The 16,627-nt window shown below is 65.5% G+C and carries 16 protein-coding genes and 3 tRNA genes; 9 read left to right on the forward strand and 10 right to left on the reverse strand.

All coding sequences use genetic code 11. From position 1 onward, the window contains the following. Positions 1 to 274: 274 nt before the first annotated feature. Both MYCSM_RS29685 and MYCSM_RS29690 read right to left on the reverse strand, forming a co-directional pair. A complete protein-coding gene (locus tag MYCSM_RS29685; protein WP_015309883.1) occupies positions 275 to 970 on the reverse strand; it encodes a Rieske (2Fe-2S) protein in 696 nt (231 codons plus the stop codon). Then, positions 967 to 1,518 carry an RNA polymerase sigma factor gene (locus MYCSM_RS29690; protein ID WP_051073961.1) on the reverse strand — a complete coding sequence of 184 codons (552 nt, stop codon included), beginning with the start codon at positions 1,516 to 1,518 and terminating at the stop codon, positions 967 to 969. Before MYCSM_RS29690 ends, MYCSM_RS29685 begins: the two co-directional genes overlap by 4 nt. Positions 1,519 to 1,668: 150 nt before the next feature. On the opposite strand from MYCSM_RS29690, the gene MYCSM_RS29695 reads away from it, so the two are divergent. Both MYCSM_RS29695 and MYCSM_RS29700 read left to right on the forward strand, forming a co-directional pair. Beyond that, entirely contained in the window at positions 1,669 to 3,039 is a 1,371-nt protein-coding gene (locus MYCSM_RS29695) for an adenylate/guanylate cyclase domain-containing protein (protein WP_015309885.1), read from the forward strand. A gap of 107 nt (positions 3,040 to 3,146) precedes the next feature. Next, positions 3,147 to 5,897 carry a helix-turn-helix transcriptional regulator gene (locus MYCSM_RS29700; protein WP_083906364.1) on the forward strand — a complete coding sequence of 917 codons (2,751 nt, stop codon included), beginning with the start codon at positions 3,147 to 3,149 and terminating at the stop codon, positions 5,895 to 5,897. 1 nt (position 5,898) lies between these two features. Here MYCSM_RS29700 and MYCSM_RS29705 read toward each other — a convergent pair. After that, positions 5,899 to 5,971 (reverse strand) — tRNA-Arg (locus MYCSM_RS29705). A 37-nt stretch (positions 5,972 to 6,008) separates the two neighbouring features. Beyond that, positions 6,009 to 6,097 (reverse strand) — tRNA-Ser (locus tag MYCSM_RS29710). Between the two features lie 83 nt (positions 6,098 to 6,180). Here MYCSM_RS29710 and MYCSM_RS29715 point away from each other — a divergent pair. Then, a complete protein-coding gene (locus MYCSM_RS29715; protein ID WP_015309887.1) occupies positions 6,181 to 7,239 on the forward strand; it encodes a pyridoxal phosphate-dependent aminotransferase in 1,059 nt (352 codons plus the stop codon). On the opposite strand, the gene MYCSM_RS29720 is transcribed toward MYCSM_RS29715, so the two are convergent. Further along, complete coding sequence (locus MYCSM_RS29720) at positions 7,236 to 7,817, reverse strand: TIGR03086 family metal-binding protein (RefSeq protein WP_015309888.1); 582 nt, start codon at positions 7,815 to 7,817, stop codon at positions 7,236 to 7,238. The two genes, MYCSM_RS29715 and MYCSM_RS29720, sit on opposite strands and share 4 nt — an antisense overlap. 40 nt (positions 7,818 to 7,857) lie before the next feature. On the opposite strand from MYCSM_RS29720, the gene MYCSM_RS29725 reads away from it, so the two are divergent. Both MYCSM_RS29725 and MYCSM_RS29730 read left to right on the forward strand, forming a co-directional pair. Next, on the forward strand, positions 7,858 to 8,298 hold the full coding sequence (locus MYCSM_RS29725; RefSeq protein WP_015309889.1) for a hypothetical protein: 441 nt from the start codon (positions 7,858 to 7,860) through the stop codon (positions 8,296 to 8,298). 19 nt (positions 8,299 to 8,317) lie between these two features. Beyond that, positions 8,318 to 9,142 (forward strand): crotonase/enoyl-CoA hydratase family protein, encoded by an 825-nt coding sequence (locus MYCSM_RS29730; protein ID WP_015309890.1) that lies wholly within the window; start codon positions 8,318 to 8,320, stop codon positions 9,140 to 9,142. A gap of 134 nt (positions 9,143 to 9,276) precedes the next feature. On the opposite strand, the gene MYCSM_RS29735 is transcribed toward MYCSM_RS29730, so the two are convergent. After that, positions 9,277 to 10,185 carry an NAD-dependent epimerase/dehydratase family protein gene (locus MYCSM_RS29735; protein ID WP_015309891.1) on the reverse strand — a complete coding sequence of 303 codons (909 nt, stop codon included), beginning with the start codon at positions 10,183 to 10,185 and terminating at the stop codon, positions 9,277 to 9,279. Continuing rightward, complete coding sequence (locus MYCSM_RS29740) at positions 10,182 to 10,592, reverse strand: hypothetical protein (protein WP_015309892.1); 411 nt, start codon at positions 10,590 to 10,592, stop codon at positions 10,182 to 10,184. Before MYCSM_RS29740 ends, MYCSM_RS29735 begins: the two co-directional genes overlap by 4 nt. 46 nt (positions 10,593 to 10,638) lie before the next feature. Between MYCSM_RS29740 and MYCSM_RS38535 the strand changes: the two genes are divergently transcribed. After that, positions 10,639 to 10,881, forward strand: coding sequence for a hypothetical protein (locus tag MYCSM_RS38535; protein ID WP_041312844.1), 243 nt, complete (start codon positions 10,639 to 10,641; stop codon positions 10,879 to 10,881). A gap of 231 nt (positions 10,882 to 11,112) precedes the next feature. On the opposite strand, the gene MYCSM_RS29750 is transcribed toward MYCSM_RS38535, so the two are convergent. Beyond that, positions 11,113 to 11,199: transfer RNA gene (locus MYCSM_RS29750), tRNA-Ser, on the reverse strand. Between the two features lie 44 nt (positions 11,200 to 11,243). Continuing rightward, positions 11,244 to 11,756 (reverse strand): MarR family winged helix-turn-helix transcriptional regulator, encoded by a 513-nt coding sequence (locus MYCSM_RS29755; protein ID WP_015309893.1) that lies wholly within the window; start codon positions 11,754 to 11,756, stop codon positions 11,244 to 11,246. 77 nt (positions 11,757 to 11,833) lie between these two features. Here MYCSM_RS29755 and MYCSM_RS29760 point away from each other — a divergent pair, with 77 nt between their 5' ends. Next, on the forward strand, positions 11,834 to 12,808 hold the full coding sequence (locus MYCSM_RS29760) for an NAD(P)H-quinone oxidoreductase (RefSeq protein ID WP_015309894.1): 975 nt from the start codon (positions 11,834 to 11,836) through the stop codon (positions 12,806 to 12,808). A 24-nt stretch (positions 12,809 to 12,832) separates the two neighbouring features. On the opposite strand, the gene MYCSM_RS29765 is transcribed toward MYCSM_RS29760, so the two are convergent. After that, positions 12,833 to 14,029 carry a cysteine desulfurase-like protein gene (locus tag MYCSM_RS29765; RefSeq protein WP_015309895.1) on the reverse strand — a complete coding sequence of 399 codons (1,197 nt, stop codon included), beginning with the start codon at positions 14,027 to 14,029 and terminating at the stop codon, positions 12,833 to 12,835. 125 nt (positions 14,030 to 14,154) lie between these two features. Between MYCSM_RS29765 and MYCSM_RS29770 the strand changes: the two genes are divergently transcribed. Further along, entirely contained in the window at positions 14,155 to 16,125 is a 1,971-nt protein-coding gene (locus MYCSM_RS29770; protein ID WP_015309896.1) for a DUF6541 family protein, read from the forward strand. Further along, positions 16,122 to 16,625 carry a bacterial proteasome activator family protein gene (locus tag MYCSM_RS29775; RefSeq protein WP_015309897.1) on the forward strand — a complete coding sequence of 168 codons (504 nt, stop codon included), beginning with the start codon at positions 16,122 to 16,124 and terminating at the stop codon, positions 16,623 to 16,625. Before MYCSM_RS29770 ends, MYCSM_RS29775 begins: the two co-directional genes overlap by 4 nt. Positions 16,626 to 16,627: the final 2 nt, after the last annotated feature.

Here is a 16,627-nt window from a genome sequence, read left to right on the forward strand (position 1 = left end):
ATGGCAACAGGTGAGTCACTATGGATGTCCTCGCAGCTGCGGCCCTGGTAGTGCTGGTGATCTGGTTCATCGGATACTGGCGCTTTCACCAGGAGCACCGCCGTCACCGCTACTAGCGCCTGGCCCTGCCGCCGACAACTCGAGATCGAGCGCGACGAGACGACCGAGCGATGGTCGGGCTACGTGCCTCGCTGCCTGGTGGGGCACGGTTGCCGACTGCTCGGCCTCGGCGAGACCGTGGCCGCCATTCTGGCGGTGAATCCTCGCGAAGCGGCTACGCGGATTTCGTCGGCGCGAAAACCTCGATTACACCGTTGATTTCGCGCACCCGAAACCTCGGCAGCGGCGGTGGAGCGACGGGCAGCTGGTGCGTGACATTGGTGCCCTCCAACGAAAACGATGTCGAGTGGCAGGGGCAACGCAACCGGCTCTCCGGCGCGTCCAGCCACAGCTTGCAGCCCTGATGCGTGCAGACCCCGGACACCGCCTCCAGCTTGGCGTCGCTGCGATGCACGAATCCGTTGACCGAGCCGAGGTCGAACGCAAGGGCCCCGCCATCAGGGAGGTCGGCGCTCGCACCGACGGCGCGCCATGTTCCCGCGTTGGGTTCGAGCTCCCCCTGGACCGGCGTTGCCTGCTGGGTCACTGTGGGCGCGAGCAGATTACGGCCGACCACCAACCCGGCTGCGGTTGAAGCGGCAGCGATGGAGCCGCCGATGACCACCTCGCGTCGGCGTGGCGCCCATCGCGGATGTGAGACGGCTGGCTGGCCTTCGGACATTTCGGCTGCGAGCCTGCGATGTAGGTCGGTGACGAACTCCTCGCGGGGGGCATCGCTGCCCAACCGCGCCGCCCGCAACTCGATGGCGGTCTTCATCTGCTCGGCCTCGAAATCGTCGGGGCGCGCGGGCTCCGTGCGTTGCCCTTTCAGCAGCCCCTCGACGAAACGGCGTACGGTGCGGTTGCTCACGTCGTGGCCTCCTCACCCGATTGTGCCGCCATCCGCAGCGCGCGGTGCTGCAACACCTTCGCGTTCGCCACGGTCACCCCCATCTGACTGGCGGCCTCACGCACCGAAAAGGCTTGCAAGAAACGCAGTTCCAGGATGCGACGGTAGTTGTCCGGCAGCCGCTGCAACAGCTGGCGCACCTTGTCAGGCGCATCGCTTGCGACCAACTCCGGCTCGATGGGCTCAGGCACGTCGTCCTCGATGACGGTCACCTGGCGGCCCATCCGATCGCCCCAGTAGGACGCGAGCGCCGTGCGGGCCGTCATCCGAAGATACTTGCGTACCTCAGGTACGGTCGCGGAGACTCGCAGCGGGCGCAGCGCCGTCATGAACACTTCCGCAGTCAGGTCTTCGGCGTCCGGTTGGTTGCCGACTTTGCCGTACATCAGCCGGTAGACCCAGGTGACGTTGTCGCGATACACCGCGTCCCAATCCGCGTACGCCGCCCCCGTCACCGATTGCAGTCCGGTAACGGGTTGAGGACGGCGCTCCTCACGCTCGCTGCGGATCACTTACGTCACTACGGCCGGGGTGCGGTCCGGGTTCATTCGGGCCTCAACTGAGTCGACGTCATGCCAAGAGATAGCACCGATGGTTACACGGTTGCTGCAATCGCGAGAAGCGTCCTTATAAGCCTGCCCAGTGCGATACTGAGCCCGATGGCTCACGCGCCTCAGACGCATTACGCGAAGGGCCCGGGGGGAGACATCGCCTATCAGGTGGTCGGCGACGGTCCGATGGATCTGGTAATCGTCCCGGGCTGGCTCTCCCACGTAGATCTGATGTGGGCGGATCCCAGCTGGGCGAAGTTTGTCGGAGAACTTGCATCGTTTGCCCGCGTGATCCTCTATGACAAACGCGGCACTGGTCTTTCTGATCCCGTCGATGGCGTGCCAACCCTCGAGAGCCGCGCCGATGACCTGCGTGCGGTACTGGACGCTGCGGGCAGCGATCGCGCCGCCCTGTTCGGATACTCCGAGGGTGGGCCCATCAGCGTGATGTTCGCCGCTACGTATCCGGGCCGGGTGCTGTCGCTGATTCTCTTCGGCACATACGCAAACGGATCGCGCGACGACGACGGCTCACCGGGCCGGGCGAAATGGATCGAGCTGATGGACCGGGTTGAGGCGTCGCTCGACTGTTGGGGCGAGGGACTGACGTTGGACTGGGCGGCGCCCAGCCTCAGGCACAGCACGATGCAGCGGACCGGCTGCGGCGCACTGGAACGGGCTGCCATGAGCCCGAAGATGGCTCGGCTGACGTTTGAGGCGGTGCTCACCAAGGCCAAAGTCCAGGACATCCTGCACAGTGTTTCGGTGCCTACGCTGGTTCTGCATCGCACCGACGAGGCGATCCCGGTGGAATTCGCGCGGGAGATCGCCGAGAAAATTCCGACGGCGCGGCTTGTCGAACTCGAAGGGGTCGACCACTGGGCGGCCGTCGGGGATATCAAGTCGATCACCGGTGAGGTCGAGCAGTTTCTTACGGGCCACCGTCACGCGCAACCGCCAGACCGAGTGCTGGCCACCGTGCTGTTCACCGACATCGTCGATTCGACGCGCCGCGCAGCCGAACTCGGTGACCGCGGCTGGCGCGAACTGCTCGGGCGACACGATGACCTAACCCGCGAGCAGATCGGCCGCTTCCAGGGCCGCGAGGTCAAGCACACCGGCGACGGGTTCCTGGCGACCTTCGACGGACCAACCCGAGCTGTCCGGTGCGCCACCACGCTCGCTGAGCGCATGCCGGAAATCGGCGTCGAGATCCGCAGCGGTCTGCACACCGGCGAATGTGAGGTACGCGGCGACGATATCGGCGGCATCGCCGTACACATCGGGGCACGGATCGCCGCGTTAGCCAAACGTCGAGAGGTTCTTGTTTCCCGGACCGTCAAGGACCTCGTCAACGGCTCCGGCATCACGTTCGAAGACCGTGGCTCCCATGTGCTGAAGGGCATTCCGGCCGAATGGCAGCTGTATTCCCCTGTCGGGGAACATGATCCGGCCGAGGGGTTGTTGGCCCGAAACTGAGTTGGCGCAGCAGCTGAGTAGCTGTTGACGTCGCAAAATTCGGCACTTCTGCTTATCTGGGCCAATTTGAGTTTGCTGGCTGCGATGATTAGCCCCATGGGGTCGCCGTGGTGAGGCGTCCGGCGGAGTCCCGGGCGGTGTCGGATTTCCTCGGTTCAGCCGCTGTGCAGCCGTCGGGTCAGATCATCGCCGGGGAAGCCGGCATCGGTAAGACGACGCTGTGGCTCGACGGATTAGCGCAAGCGCGCGAGCAAGGATTCCAGGTGCTGTCGGCGCGTGTCGGCCAAGCGGAGTCGGTGATGGCGTACGCGGCGGTGGCTGACCTCGTAGGTGACGTCGACACAGCGGTGTTCGACGCCCTGCCCGACCTTCAACGCCTCGCGCTCGACCGGGTGTTGTTACGGGCAGGCGGTGCGGGTCCGGAAACCAATCATCGCGTCACTGCGGCGGCCCTCGTGGAGGTCGTGGACCTGCTCGCGAGAGACAGGCCCGTGCTGGTTGCCGTTGACGATGTGCAGTGGCTGGACTCGTCGAGCCGAGCGGTGTTCTCGTACGCGGCGAAGCGGTTTCGCGGACGAGTCGGCGTGCTGGTAACGGAACGGACGCAATCAGACGCCGGTACCAGCGCGTCGTGGCTGCAGCTGGGCGATCCCAGCCGACTGGCTCGCATCCAGCTCGGTCCACTGAGTCTGAGCGCGATGCAAGCATTGATTTCCGAACGCCTCGGCCAGACCTTCCCGCGTCCCACCATGGTGCGCATCGCCGAGGTGTCCGGTGGAAATCCTTTCTACGCCCTGGAATTAGCGCGCGAGATGGGCGGCCGTCACACTGACGCCAAAGCTCTGCCCCGGACACTGGCCGATTTGGTGCAGGGGCGTATCGGGCGCCTTACCGACGAAACCCGCAACGCGCTGCTTGTCGCGGCGAGCGTGTCGGATCCGACGGTGGATGTCCTTGCCCGAGCGACGGAGACGACCACCGAGCGAGTGGTGGAACTGCTTGAAGAACCCGAAGACCACGGCATCGTGGTGGTCGAAGGCAACCGCGTCCGGTTCACCCACCCGCTGTTGGCGCGAGGCGTTTACACCGACGCCGCACCGGCTCGTCGCCGCCGCGTTCATCGCGCACTGGCCGACGTGGTGACCCATCCGGAACTTCACGCGCGACATCTGGCCTTGGCCACGTCCAGCCACGACCCTCGCACTCTCGAGGCCCTCGACATCGCCGCCAAGGCTGCCCGACACCGGGGCGCGCCGTCGGCAGCAGCGGAGCTTCTCGAACTTGCCATCATGCTGGGCGGTGATACGCCGGCACGGCGCCTGCGGGTGGCCGAGCACAACGTCAGGGGCGGCGACACCAAACATGCTGAAGCGGTGCTCGACCCGTTGATCGAGCAGATGCCGGCAGGACCCGAACGCGCAGAGGCACGCTTGGTGCGCTCGACCATCTATCTCAACTCCGATCGCTACCGGCCGGCGGTCAAGGACTTGAAGCTGGCAATCGAGGACTCCAGGGACAACCTCGTCATGCTCGCGCAGGTCCGGCTGATGCTGTCATTCGCCCAGGCCCGGATGGCGCGGCTTGACGAAGCGCTTAAAAACGCGCGGCAAGCGCGCGCCGAGGCGGAGCAGACCAAGATTCCCGTGCTGGTCAGTTCGGCCCTAGCCAATTGGGTGTTCGTGAGTTTCATGGCCGGCCTTGGATTTGACGAGCCAAGCATGCAGCGCGCACTCGAACTGGAGGACTTCAACACCGAGGTCGCGATTTCATGCCGTGCGAGTGCAGTGAACGCCGTCGTGCTGACCTGGACGGGTCGACTCGAGGAAGCGGCGGCGCAGATGGAGGCCGTTCGCAGTCGACATCTCGAACGCGGCGCTGACACCGAGATGCTTTTCGTGTCATTGAATTCCACGCTGCTGAATCTCTTGCGTGGGAACTACCGAGATGCGGAACGCGACGCAGCGGACACCCTAGAGCGCACGGAGCGGGTCGGCGGGGAGAGCTTCAGACGAAGCACCGGTCTCGCTATCCGCGGCGCCATCGCGGTGGCCACCGGTCGCGAGGCCGAGGCCAGGGCTGACTTGTACTCGGCGTTGGAAGCGGGACTGCGAAGCCAATCCCCGATGATCGGCTTCGTTGCCGCGATGTTGACGGCACTGGAGGTGTCCCTGGGCAATTACGAACAGGCGCTTGAGGTTTCGCAACCGCTGCTGGCGAATTTCGATGCCATTCCCGGCACCGAGGTCAATACGTCTGCCTACCTGCCCGACGCAATCGAGGCGTTGGTGACGACGGGCAGGCTCGACGACGCGATCCCGTTCATCGAAGCGCTGGAAACCAACGGCCGCCGGTTCGACCGGGCATGGATGCTGGCGGTGGGTGCGCGGTGTCGCAGCATGCTGCTGGCGGCGCGGGGCGATGTCACAGCGGCAGTCAGCATGGCCGAGCAGGCGATGGCCGAGCACGAGCGATTGCCGATCCCCCTCGAACGCGCTCGAACCCAGCTGCTGCTGGGCCAGCTGCAGCGTCGACAACGAAAGAAGCAGACCGCCGCAGCCACCCTGACCGAAGCGCTGGAGACATTCGAACGGTTGGGCAACCCGCTGTGGGTGGCGCGCGCACGCGCCGAGCTGGAACGCACCAACGTCAGCCCCGGCAAGGGACCGGAGCTCACGCCGACGGAGCGACGGGTCGCTGAGTTGGCGGCGACGGGCATCACGAACCGCGACATTGCCGCCGAATTGTTCGTCAGCGTGAAAACGGTGGAGGCCAATATGTCCCGGATCTACCGCAAGCTCGGCATCCGATCGCGTGCCGAACTCGGCCGACGAATCGACGGAGAATCGCAAAGCGGGTGAGCGCGCCCGAAGGGATTCGAACCCCCAACCTTCTGATCCGTAGTCAGATGCTCTATCCGTTGAGCTACGGGCGCCTGTCTTATTCAGTTGTGGCCGACGAGTCAGCCGCAGCGGAGGCGAGAGGATTTGAACCTCCGGTCGCCTTTGAGGGCGACAACTCATTAGCAGTGAGCCCCATTCGGCCGCTCTGGCACGCCTCCCGACGATTACCGCCGATCCGACAGCGTACACAGGGGTAACAGGCGAAGGCAAAGCGCAGGTGAGCGACCCATAAACTGGTCAGGTGACCGCCCGCCTACGACCCGAACTGGCCGATCTGCCCGCCTACACCCCTGGCAAGACCGTGCCGGGCGCGATCAAGATCGCCAGCAACGAGACCGTGTACGGGCCCCTGCCGAGCGTGCGGGCCGCCATCGTGAAGGCCGCCGACACCATCAACCGGTACCCGGATAACGGGTACGTGGAGCTGAAGGAACGGCTGGCCAAGCATATAGACGGAGGGGCGTTCGCTCCTGAATATTTCTCGGTGGGTTGCGGGTCGGTCAGCCTGTGCCAGCAGCTGATCCAGATCACCTCGACCGTCGGCGACGAGGTGCTGTTCGGCTGGCGCAGCTTCGAGATCTACCCGCTGCAGGTCCGCACTGCGGGCGCGACGCCCGTGCAGGTGCCGCTGACCGATTACACCTTCGACCTCGACGCGATGCTTGCCGCGATCACCGATCGCACCCGGCTGATCTTCGTGTGCAATCCGAACAACCCGACCAGCACGGTCGTCGACCCCGACGCGCTGGCCCGGTTCGTTGAGGCCGTGCCACCGCACATCGTGATCGCCCTCGATGAGGCCTACGTCGAATACATCCGCGACGGCCTGGTGCCCGACAGCTTTGGGCTAGTCCGCAAGCACAGCAATGTCGTTGTGCTGCGGACATTTTCGAAGGCCTACGGGTTGGCCGGGCTCCGGATCGGCTACGCGGTGGCCGATCCGGACATCATCGCCGCCCTGAGCAAGGTCTACGTGCCGTTCACCGCGACCAGCATCTCGCAGGCCGCGGCCATCGCGTCACTCGACGCGGCGGACGAACTACTGGCCCGCACTGATGCCGTCATCGCCGAACGCGTCCGTGTCACCGCCGCTTTGCGCGATGCCGGATACACCGTGCCGCCGTCGCAGGCCAACTTCCTCTGGCTGCCACTGCCCGGCCGCGCTCAGGAGTTCGCCAACGACTCCGCGAACAACCGCGTGATCGTCCGCCCCTACGGCGAGGACGGCGTGCGCGTCACGGTCGCCGCGCCGCCCGAGAACGACGCGTTCCTCGCAGTCGCCACTGGCTGGAACCGCTAACGCGGCTTCCGGCCCGTGTACGCGATCAGCCGGTCCAAGGCGCCCGCATCCGCGGCTACATCGATCGGATCGTCGAATCCGACGTCAGTGCGGCCGCTTGGCGTGATGATCGTCTTGGCCAGACCCAACACGTAGTCGGACAGCGAATCGGGCGCCGTCACCTCCCGCCCGGTCGCCTTCGCGTAATCCCAAGCGTGGACCAGGAATTCGAGGCTCAGGATGCCTGCCATCATCTTGGCGGGCGCCTCCCCAGACCGGAACGGTACGTTTCCCTCCAGGCCGTGTCTGTGCCAGGCGTCCACCGCCGGTCTTGCAGCCAGTACAACCTGCCGCTCGACCGAGTCGGATTTGTCGCGCTCGGGAAACTGGGCACCGGCCATCCCTCCGATCGTGGTGATCGAGTTCATCAGGTGATCGGTCAGTGCAGCGACGTCGAACTTTCGGCAGGGCGTCTGTTTGGACTCGTCGTCTTTGGCGATGCCGTGCAACACGTGCACCAGCACAGCCAGCGTCGCTTCGGCGCTTTCCAGTTCGTCTGTCGGTGGTGAATCAGGTCCAGGACGCAAGTCGTTGGGCATGCCCTCACGCTACGACCCGGCAGCGCTTATCGTTCACGAGATGAGGACGCACGTTTTGGTGGTCGCCGGAACCGCTCTGATCCTCGCGGGCCTGACCGTCGGCTGCGAGCGCTCCACACCCGGCACCGTCGCGATGACGACCCAGCCGGGGCCGCCGCTCACGTCCACCCGGTCGCCGAGCACGACGATGCCCGGGCTGCCCGGCATCCCGATCCCAAACATTCCGTTCCCCGGTTTCCCAAAGAACACCGATGTTCCCGTGGTGCCCGCGCCGCCCAATGCACTGACCATGAGCTGCGGCGAGTTCAACAAACTCGACGAGGCCACCCGGCTGGCCGTGATCCGCGAAATCCTCAAACAGGAGAACAACCCGCTGGGCCCCAACGGCGAGTCCGTCGGCCAGATGCTCGTCGAAGCTGCCTGCCAGTTCCTGCCGCAGGCCACCGTCAGCGAGGTGCTGATGGGGCGGCCGCCTCGCTGACTGGCTAGCCTTCTGGCACATGGGCGATGCTTATGAATCCGTCACCGTCGACATCGAGGACCACGTCGCGCAGGTGACGCTGGTCGGTCCCGGCAAGGGCAATGCGATGGGCCCGGCGTTCTGGGCGGAAATGCCCGAGGTGTTCGCCAAGCTCGATGCCGACCCCGACGTTCGCGCGATCGTGCTGACGGGCTCGGGCAGTAACTTCAGCTACGGCCTGGACCTGCCCGCGATGGGCGGCTCGTTGGCCGGGGTGCTCGGCGGGGGCGCATCGGCCAAACCGCGGGCCGACTTTCACGCCATGATTCTGCGGATGCAAAAGGCGATGAACGCCGTCGCCGACTGCCGCACCCCGACCATCGCGTCGGTACACGGCTGGTGCATCGGGGGCGGGGTCGACCTGATCTCCGCGGTCGACATCCGCTACGCCAGTGCGGATGCGAAGTTCTCGGTGCGCGAGGTCAAGTTGGCGATCGTGGCCGACATGGGAAGCCTCGCCCGACTCCCGCTGATTCTGAACGACGGGCATCTGCGCGAATTGGCGTTGACGGGCAAGGACATTGACGCGGCGCGTGCCGAGAAGATCGGTCTCGTCAACGACGTCTACGCCGACGCCGACGCGTCGCTGGCCGCCGCGAGCGAGACGGCCGCCGAAATCGCAGCCAACCCGCCGCTGGTCGTCAACGGCATCAAGGACGTACTCGATCAGCAGCGCATCGCCCGCGTTTCGGAGAGCCTGCGATATGTGGCGGCGTGGAACGCCGCGTTTCTGCCGTCGAAGGATCTGACCGAGGGGCTGACCGCGACGTTCAAAAAGCGGCCGCCGAACTTCACCGGCGAATAGTTATCCGCCCGTCTACTTGCGAAAACACTTCGAGGAAGCGGCCAGTTCGCCAACGTGAACGCCCGCGGTGTCTCGGATCGCTTCGCGGGCGGGGGGTTACGCGTGGCAGTTGGGCCGAACGTTCGCGCGTGGGTTCAGCGAGATATCGGCGTCCAGCCCAGTTCCGCCTTGGCCTTCGCGTTGGACAACGGCAACCAGGTATCGCCGAACGCGATTGCCCCGTAAGGAGCAACGAGCCCGAACAGCCGCCGCGGTATCGGCAACGGCTTGGGCCGGTGCAGTGCCGCGGCGAGCTCGCGGATGTAGTCGCCGAACGATTGCGGTCGGTCGTCGACGATGTTGTAGATCTGGCCGCCGCGACCCTTGTCAACCGCGTCGGCCGTGGCCTTGGCGACGTCGTCGATGTGAATCCATGAGACGATGCCGTTGCCGGTCACGGCGGGCAGTGCCCACCACTTCACCAGCCGGGTGAACAGCTCGTCGTGCGGGACACCCGGGCCGTAGAAAGCGCCGTAGCGCAACACGATTCCCTCGGTGTCCGTGTGCTCGCCTGACGTGAGCACCGTCTGCTCCATGTCACGCAGCGCCTTGAGCATGGCTTCACCGCCGGGCGGCGGCGGTCCGGGATACGGGTCGGACTCGTCCATCCGTGCCGGCCCATCCGACGGGTATCCATAGGCGAAGATCACCGACTCCGCGACGATTCGACGCACGCCGGCACGTTGAGCTGCCGCCACCAGGTTCGGCGCCCCGCGCCCCCACAGTGCTCGCGCTGGCTCGAAGTCCTTGAGCCGCATGGGTCCCCGCTTCGGCAGCGTGGTCAACAGGCTGACCACGACCTCGGGCTGGATGTCGGCGACCGTAGCGCTGATCTGGTCGGCATCGAAGACGTCGGCGACCACCGGTTTGGCGCCTGCCTGTTCGATCTGCGGTGTCTTCGACGACTGCCGGGTCAGCCCGACGACGTCGTGGCCGCGGGCATTCAGCTCGCGCAGGAGCGGAAGTCCCGGCACGCTGGTGGCGCCTGCTACCAATATCCTCATCGGCTCTTCTGTCCGGCGATGCTGGCGCGCAACGCAATTGCAAGGAAGACGGTGGTCACCACCAGCCCTGCGGCCTCCAGCCAGCCGACCGACTCTCCTGCTGCGTGATGCGGGTCGATGATGTGGCTGACGGCGTGCAGGCCCCAGTGCACAGTGGCGAACGCCAGCGCGGGCACTCGCCACGACGGCCATCGCCACGCGGCCAGCATCATCAGACCAAGCGGAAACTCGAACGAAGCATTGTCGAGGATGTAGTGGTCGTTGCGGACGCCGAAGCTTCCGAGCGTTTCGAAGAACGTCCCTGGCGCGAAGAACATGAAGAGCCCGAGGGCCACCGAGTACGCCCCGAACACGATCAGAATCACCTCGACATAGCGGGTGCTCGTACGCATGGGTGTCGTCGTCATATCGTCACGCTAGTTCCTCAATGGCCTCACGATAGGCTCCACTTTGATGGCGATTTCGGGTACCAATTCTGGTCCGGAGCTGCTGGTCGAACTCGACCGTGCGGCGCCAGAACCTCTGCATCGCCAGCTCACCAACGGTCTGCGCGACGCGATCCGCACCGGACGATTGGCGCCCGAGACGCGGCTGCCGTCGGCGCGTTGGCAGCCTGCCGCGCGGCGCGAATGCGAGTCAAGGTCGAGCCGCTGGCGCCCTGCTATGCCGAATCCGGCTCCGCACCGCCGGGTTTGACGCTGGGCTATGCAAACCTCCCACCGAGTCGCAGATCGTCGCCGGCGTGGAGGCACTCGCGCAGGCTGTCCGGTGACTACGCGGTATCGGAGGGCCGATACGTCAGCACGAACTGCAGCGGTGCCCCGCCGCCGAAATTCGTGATAGCGGCACCGACAATTTCCGTCCGCGGAATTCACCGCGCCCGGCGTTTTGCTCGTTGTATTTCCGCAAGCGTCAATTCGGGTAGGGCGGTGGCGGAGGGATTTGAACCCCCGGACGGTTTTAGCCGTCTCTCGCTTTCAAGGCGAGTGCATTAGGCCGCTCTGCCACGCCACCGCCGACAAGATTACGGGGTGGTGGTGGTCGAGCCTTGATATGGGCTAGACGCGGCCGAGTTTGGCCGGCGGCGCACCTGCCTTCAGTGCGACATTGATCCGCCGGCAGTTCTCGCCCATCGCAGCGATCTGCGGGCGAGACAATCTGCCGAGGAAATGTGCACGCACCCCCTGGCCGTAGGTGAGCATCGCCTCGGTCACCGCGGCGCGCCCGTCCTCGGTGATGGTGGCGAGGACGCCTCGGCCGTCATCAGGGCTGGCACCGCGGCGTACTAGGCCCTGCAGTTCCAAGCGCCGAATCTGCCGGGTTACCCGGCTCGGCAATGACATCAGGCCGTCGGCGAGATCCCCCATGCGCGCCGAGCCAGTCGCGGACTTGTCCAACATGTCAAGCAGGCGCACGTCATTGAGCGTCAGATGGTGCGCGTCTACCAGCGACCGGTTCAGGGTCGCGTACATCCTCAACGCTGAGTCGAGGAAGTTTTGCCACGACCTCTGTTCAGCGATGTCTAACCCAGGCATCTCACTAGCAGTACGCCCGGCGATCATCCCCTCCATTTCGCTATAGTAAAACAGGCAAGCATTGCTGCGGGACGGAATGCATACCGCATTCCGCGCATAGTAGCGTTACCCCAATGCGTGCGATCGTGGCGGAAGCAGCCGATCAGCTCACCTGGCAAGAAGTCCCGGACATCGCGCCTGAGGTCGGCGAAATCCTCATCGAAGTAAGTGCTGCGGGTGTCAACCGAGCTGACCTACTGCAGGCGGCCGGGAACTATCCACCGCCTCCCGGGGCCAGCCAGATCATCGGACTCGAGGTGTCCGGGACAGTCGCAGCGGTCGGTGACGAAGTCACCCAATGGGCCGTCGGGCAACAAGTCTGTGCTTTGCTGGCAGGCGGGGGCTACGCGGAATTTGTCGCCGCTCCGGCCGGCCAGGTGATGCCGGTGCCCGAAGGTGTGCCGCTACAGCACGCCGCCGCGTTACCCGAAGTGGCCTGCACCGTCTGGTCCAACCTGATCATGACGGCGGATTTGGCCGGCGGTCAACTGCTGCTGATCCACGGCGGCAGCAGCGGCATCGGCACACATGGCATCCAGGTGGCGCGCGCGCTCGGGGCCAGGGTGGCCGTGACGGCGGGGGCGCAGAACAAACTCGACCTGTGCACCGAGCTTGGCGCCGAAATCACCATCAACTACCGCGACGAAGACTTTGTCGAGCGGATCCGCGGCGAAGGCGGCGCGAACGTGATTCTCGACATCATGGGTGCCAAGTACCTCGACCGCAATGTCGATGCACTGGCCACGGGTGGGCGGTTGGTGATCATCGGGATGCAGGGCGGTGTGACGGCCGAACTCAACATCGGCAAGCTGCTCGGCAAGCGAGCCGGCGTCATCGCCACGGGCTTGCGGTCTCGCCCGGTTACTGGGCCCGGCAGCAAGACTGAGATCGTCGAGCAGGTGAGCGCCAACGTCTGGCCGATGATCGCCAACGGTCAGGTGCGGCCGATCATCGGCGCCGAATTCCCGATCGATCAGGCCAAGGCTGCGCATGAGCTGTTGGCCTCGGGTGAGGTTTCGGGGAAAATCCTTCTGCGCGTTGGTGATTAGCGCCCGGCAACCAGGGTGGCGATGTCAGCCAAGCGACGCGAGCGCGCGCACCAACTGATCGACCTCCGCGGTCGTCGTGTAGTGCGCCAAACCGACGGTGACGGCACCGCCAACGTCGTTGACGCCGATGACATCTAGCACGCGCGAGCTGACATTAGAGACGGCAAGGATGCCGTTGTCGGCCAGCCGTTGCACCACACGTTCTGCAGGCACCTCATTCACCGCGAAGCTCAGCACCGGAATATGCGTCTCGGGCCGTCCGATCACCATCACCGTGGACAGGGACCGAAGCGAGGCCAGCAGGTAGTCGAACACCCGGTTCATGTACGTCGACGCGGATTGCATTGAGAGCGAAAGTCGTTCGCGCCGCGAGCCGCGCGCCGACTCATCCAGACCCGCCAGATACTCGATGCTGGCGACAACGCCTGCGAGCAAGCCGAATTGGTGCGTGCCCACCTCGAGTCGCGCGGGACCGGTGGCATACGGGTTAAGCGAAACCGAGCTGAACGAGTCGATGAGCGAGGGCTCGCGGAACACCAGCGCACCGATCGGCGGGCCACCCCATGCCACTGCGTTCACCGCCACCACGTCGGCGTCGATCTCGTCAATGTCGATCAGCCGGTAGGGCGCTGCCGCAGAGTGATCGACGACGACCAACCCGCCGCCGTCATGCACCAACTTCGTCACCGCCCGCAGATCTGTCACCGTGCCCAGCGTCGAGGACGCGGACGAAATCGCGACCAGCCGGGTCGACCGCGAGATCAGACCCTCCCACTGCCAGGTCGGCAGTTCACCGGTTTCGATGTCGACTTCGGCCCACTTCACTTTGGCGCCATAGCGATTCGCCGCGCGCAACCACGGTGCGATGTTCGCCTCGTCGTCGAGGCGGGTCACCACCACCTCGTAGCCAAGACCGACCCGAGACGACGACGCATCGGCCAGCGATGTCAGCAGCACCGCGCGGTCGGAGCCGAGAACCACGCCCCGCGGGTCCGCGCCCACCAGATCGGCCACCGCCTGGCGCGCAGCCTCCAGCACCGCTGCGCTGCGTTGCGCGGCAGGATGCGGCCCCACGGGCGTCGGCATCGAACCACGGAATGCGGTGGACACTGCACGGCCGACCGTGTCGGGCAGCAGCATGCCGTTCTGGGCGTCGAAATGCACCCAACCATCGCCCAATGACGGGTGCAGACCGCGCACCCGGGCGACGTCGTATGCCATGCCAGCCCACCTTAGAGCGTCTGCGAATCCCACAACCCGACACAATTTTGGCGGATGCCCGGCCGTGCCCTGTCGCTGCCCATGCCGAGCCCGGACCGAGTCACCTGGGCAGCCATACTAGTGCAGTGAGCTTGGGGTTCGGAGTGCTAGTTGCACTGTTGTTGCTGGTGATCCCCGGGGCAGTAGTCGCACGTGTTGGCCGGCTAACTTGGCCGACCGCAGTCACGGTCGGTCCTGCACTGACCTACGGCGTAGTGGGGTTGGCCATCGTTCCGTTTGGCGCACTTGGTATCCCGTGGAACGCATGGACGGCATTGTTTGCTCTGGCGATCGTCACAGGAATTGCGTGGTGTTTGCGGATGCTGCTCGGCCGCGTTCGCGACGTCGACGCGGAGGCTCGGGCGGTCGCTTACGGGCCCGCACTAGTGGTGGCGGCAGGTGTGCTGGTGGGCGCCCTGCTGATCGGGTTGGCCGCGGTTCGGGGGATGCCGAACTGGCAGTCGATTCCGAGTAACTGGGATTCGGTGTGGCACGCCAACACGATTCGCTTCATCGTCGACACCGGCCAGGCCTCGCCGACCCACATGGGCGAGCTGCGCAACGTCGAAACCCACGAAGCGCTCTACTACCCGTCGACATTTCACGCCCTTGCGGCGGTGTTCAGTCAGATCAGTGGAGCCGCGCCGACGACCGCCTACACGCTGAGCTCACTGGCCGCCTCGATCTGGTTGTTTCCGGCCAGCGCCGCGGCGCTGACGTGGCTGATGCTGCGCACCCGCACCGACCAGTGGCGCACGGCGGGCGCCGCCGCCGCCGCGGCCGCACTGTCCGCGTCGTTCACGGCATTGCCCTACATCGAGTTCGACGTGGCATCGATGGCCAACCTGGTCGCCTACGGGATCGCCGTCCCGACGGTGGTGTTGGTGATATCGGCGCTGCGACACCGCGACCGCATACCGCTGGCGGTGCTGGCGCTGCTCGGTGTGTTCTCCGTGCATATCACCGGCGGCGTGGTGGCGGTTCTGTTCGTGGTCGCCTGGTGGCTGTTCGACGCGCTGTGGCATCCCGTTCGCGGCCGCGTGGCCGACTTCGTCAACCTGGTGCTGATCGCCGCCCCGACAGTTGGGCTGCTGCTGCCGCAATTCCTTGGCGTGCTTCAGCAGGCGGAGATCATCGTCGGGCACGCGTTCGTCACCCACGAGGGCAAAAAGAAGGGGCTGTTCGACGCGGTCGTGCAGCACACCCGTCACCTCAATGACTTCCCGATCCAGTGGGTGCTGATCATCCTGGCGGCCGTCGGAGCGATCGTGTTGATCGCGCGTCGGGTGTGGTGGCCGCTGGCGGTGTGGTGGCTGTTGGTCGTGGCGATCGTGCACTCGTCGGCGCCGTTCGGTCTTGGGCCCGTCGGCCCCGTCATCGGAAAATTCGCCGACCTGTTTTACAGCGATCCGCGGCGGCTGTCGGGGGTGATCACGATCCTGCTGTACGCGGCGGACGGCATCGCCGTGTTCACGCTGGCTTCGTTGGTTGTCGCGGGAGCGCGCCGGGTGATCGACCGCGGGAGCCCACGGGCCTGGAACGTGGCGACGGCCGCCATCTGTGTGGTCGTCAGCATCGGCATCGGGCTCGCGTATCTACCGCGGGCCCAATTTCTGTTCGGCGAAAAGTACGACCGGGTGATGGTGGACGCCAAGGATCTGCAGGCGTGGGCGCATCTGGCCACTTTGCCAGGGGCCCACGACACCCTGATCGCCGACGCGAACACCGACGGCACGGCGTGGATGTACGCCGTCGCTGACCTGCATCCGCTGTGGACTCACTACGACTATCCGGTTCAGCAGGGCCCGGGCTATCACCGGTTCATCATCTGGGCGTACGCCGATGATGCCGACACCGACCCGCGCGTCGCCGAGGCGGTCAAGGCGCTGAACATCCGGTACGTAGTCACCAGCACACCGGTGGTCCGCGGGTTCGTCATGCCCGACGGACTAGTGTCGCTAGATAGGTCACGGTCGTGGAAGAAGATCTACGACAACGGCGAGGCCCGCATCTACGAATGGCGCGGCAAAGAGCAGAAGACCGGAGAGGAAAAATGACGGCCAACCCCGACGACGACAACATCGAAATCATCGGCGGCGAACCCCGCGCGATGGCCGATGAGGATGCCGACGGCAAGTCGTTGACCGATCTGGTCGAGCAGCCTGCGAAGGTGATGCGGATCGGCACGATGATCAAGCAGCTGCTGGAGGAAGTGCGCGCAGCACCGCTGGACGACGCCAGCCGCAACCGGCTGCGCGACATCCACCGCACCAGCATTCGCGAGCTCGAGGACGGCCTGGCACCAGAACTTCGCGACGAACTCGAGCGGCTCACATTGCCGTTCACCGAGGACGGTGTCCCCTCCGACGCCGAACTGCGCATCGCACAGGCCCAGCTGGTCGGCTGGCTCGAAGGGCTGTTCCACGGCATCCAGACCGCGCTGTTCGCACAGCAGATGGCGGCCCGTCAGCAGTTGGAGCAGATGCGCCAGGGCGCGCTGCCACCCGGCGTGAGCATCCCAGGCCAGCGCGGCGGCGGGACCGGTCAGTACCTGTAGCC

Origin of the sequence: Mycobacterium sp. JS623 (assembly GCF_000328565.1) — a bacterium.
Taxonomy (GTDB): Bacteria; Actinomycetota; Actinomycetes; order Mycobacteriales; family Mycobacteriaceae; genus Mycobacterium.